Source organism: Kaarinaea lacus (assembly GCF_975902315.1).
In genome coordinates this window covers 1-2,968 of sequence record NZ_CDLKIE010000432.1, presented here as the reverse complement: position 1 = coordinate 2,968, position 2,968 = coordinate 1, and the positions used below count along the sequence as shown (strand labels likewise).

Annotated in this window: 3 protein-coding genes; all 3 read left to right on the top strand. The window is 46.4% G+C overall.

Features of this window, described 5'->3' with window-relative positions:
* On the top strand, window positions 1-1,186 hold a 1,186-nt coding region (gene trkA / locus ACWVCM_RS13575), incomplete at its 5' end, for a Trk system potassium transporter TrkA (RefSeq protein ID WP_455202299.1).
* Window positions 1,187-1,207: 21 nt separating this feature from the next.
* Window positions 1,208-2,659 (top strand): TrkH family potassium uptake protein, encoded by a 1,452-nt coding sequence (locus tag ACWVCM_RS13570; protein ID WP_455202298.1) that lies wholly within the window; start codon window positions 1,208-1,210, stop codon window positions 2,657-2,659.
* A gap of 23 nt (window positions 2,660-2,682) precedes the next feature.
* Window positions 2,683-2,968 (top strand): class I SAM-dependent methyltransferase (locus ACWVCM_RS13565; RefSeq protein ID WP_455202297.1); only part of this gene is annotated, 286 nt, incomplete at its 3' end.

Sequence of the window (2,968 nt, the reverse complement as noted above, 5' to 3'; positions counted from 1 at the left end):
TGAAGATGCGGATATGATTATTGCCGTTACCAACCAGGATGAGATAAACATGGTTGCCTGCCAGGTTGCTTATACTCTGTTTCATACACCTACCAAAATTGCCCGCGTTCGAGGAGTAGAGTATCTGGCGCATCCTCAGCTGTTCACACAGGAAGCGCTCCCCATCGATGTACTCATCAGCCCGGAACAGTTGGTTACCGACTATGTTCAGCGTTTGATTGAATATCCTGGCGCATTACAGGTTCTGGATTTCGCTGAAGGGCGAGTGCAACTGGTAGCGGTACGTGCCTATTATGGCGGACCGCTGGTTGGGCATGAATTAAAAACCCTGCGTGAACATATGCCAGGTATCGATACCCGTGTCGCAGCTATATTCAGGCGTGGTCAACCGATTATTCCCGAAGGCGATACTATTATTGAGGCGGATGATGAAGTGTTCTTTATCGCGGCAAAGCGTCATATTCGCGTGGTGATGAAAGAATTGCGCCGCCTTGACAGGCCGGTAAAACGAATCATTATCGCCGGGGGTGGCAATATCGGAACACGTCTCGCGAAGGCGCTGGAACATAATTACCAGGTAAAATTGATAGACCATAACCCTGAGCGTTCCAAGGCTATATCCGAAACACTTGATCGTACAATCGTGTTATTTGGTGATGCAGCGGATGAAGAATTACTGATGGAAGAAAACATTGAGCATACTGATGTGTTTTGCGCAGTTACCAATGACGATGAAGCCAATATTCTTTCTGCCATGCTCGCCAAACGCTTAGGTGCTCGCAAGGTAATGGCATTAATTAACCGAGCTGCCTATGTAGGGCTGGTGCAAAGCAGTATTATTGATATCGCAATCTCACCTCAGCAGGCGTCCATTGGTACGCTATTGGCTCATGTGCGCAGGGGCGATGTAACGGCAGTTCATTCCCTGAGACGTGGGGCCGCAGAGGCTATCGAGGCGGTTGCGCACGGTGACGTTAATTCTTCCAAGGTCGTGGGTCGCGCAATTGAAGATATTAGTTTGCCGCCTGGAACGACTATTGGTGCTATCGTACGCGACAAAGAAGTTATTATTGCGCACCATGATACTGTGATCGAGTCGGATGATCACATTATACTTTTTGTTGTTGATAAAAATCGCATTCCCGAGGTCGAGCGTTTGTTCCAGGTTGGAATAACATTTATTTAGCTGGCGACACTTTTACAGTCTATGCAACTTGCAGCCATTCTTCGTATTATTGGTTTGTTGTTGATGATTTTCAGCATCACCATGTTGCCTCCTGCGCTGGTGGGAATGATATACAATGATGGTGCCATAGTTCCTTTTATTACCGCGTTTAGCGTGACCCTGGGTGCAGGTGTTGTGCTTTGGCTTCCCGTCAGAAATCAACGCAAGGATCTTCGTATTCGTGACGGTTTCGTGGTTGTCGTGGTTTTTTGGCTGGTGTTGGGAATATCCGGTGCCTTACCTTTTTATTTTTCTATTACACCTACTTTATCATTAACGGATTCTGTATTTGAATCTATTTCTGGTCTTACCACCACCGGTGCCACAGTCATTACCGGTATTGATGATTTGCCACACTCCATTTTATTTTATCGACAACAATTGCAGTGGATGGGAGGTATGGGGATTATTGTATTGGCGGTTGCGATACTTCCCATGTTGGGTATCGGGGGTATGCAGTTGTATCGAGCAGAAACACCTGGCCCAATGAAGGATAACAAGTTAACCCCGCGAATTACCGAAACAGCCAAAGCGCTGTGGTATATCTACCTTGGGTTAACCATAGCGTGTGCTATAAGCTACTGGCTGGCAGGAATGCACGCGTTTGATGCTATTGCGCACAGCTTTTCTACGGTCGCCATTGGCGGGTTTTCCACGCATGATGCCAGTATGGGCTATTTCAACAGCACCATGATCGAAGTGGTCGCGGTTGTATTCATGATTTTAGCGGGTATTAATTTTTCCCTGCATTTTATGTCCTGGCGGACTTTGACTATACGACCTTATTTACAGGATCCCGAAGTTCAGACTTATTTTGTCGTGTTATTAATAACCGCAGTCATTACCACGCTTTATCTTTATGTTTCAGGTACGTTTGATAACCCGGGCAGCGCATTACATCATGGTATTTTTCAAGCCGTATCCATAGGCACTACCAGTGGATTTACGACGGCAGAATACTATGCCTGGCCAGGGTTTTTGCCTGTATTATTACTCTTCTCCAGTTTTATTGGTGGATGTGCCGGTTCAACAGGTGGTGGTTTGAAGGTGATTCGATTTTTGCTGTTGTTTCGTCAGGGTATCCGTGAAATTAAGCGCCTGATACATCCCAACGCATTGATTCCAGTCAAGATAGGTAACAAGCCGCTTTCAGAACGTGTCATTAACGCTGTGTGGGGATTCTTTTCACTGTACGTTGCGTCATTTGCCATTCTCATGTTGATGGTGATGGCAACAGGCCTGGATCATATTACATCATTCTCTGCTGTTGCCGCGTGCATGAATAACCTTGGTCCGGGTTTGGGTGATGTTGGAGCGCATTACGGCAATATTAACGAAATTGCAAAATGGATTCTCTGTTTCGCGATGCTTTTAGGTCGGCTGGAAATTTTTACTTTGCTGGTTTTATTTTCCCCGGAATTCTGGCGTAAGTAAATATTCCCATCAAAACTCAAGTAATGTCTGACAAGCAACAACAATGGAACCAGCGTTACCTCGACAATAAACCTGCGGATAGTGCAATTCCAGCCCTGGTGTTAACGGAAAATGCCCACTTGTTACCAGATCACGGGAACGCACTGGATTTAGCCTGTGGTACTGGTGGCAACGCCCTGTTTATGGCAAAGCGTGGCTTGCATGTGTTTGCCTGGGATTATTCCGACGTGGCTATCGAACAACTTAAAGAATTTGCCGGGAACGAAGCAGTCAGACTGGAAGCCGAAGTGCGTGACGTAGTCACAACTC

What these genes read in the sequence shown, in the direction of transcription:
- ACWVCM_RS13570 (WP_455202298.1), top strand. Translation starts at nt 1,208, where the DNA reads ATGCAACTTGCAGCCATTCTTCGTATTATTGGTTTGTTGTTGATGATT.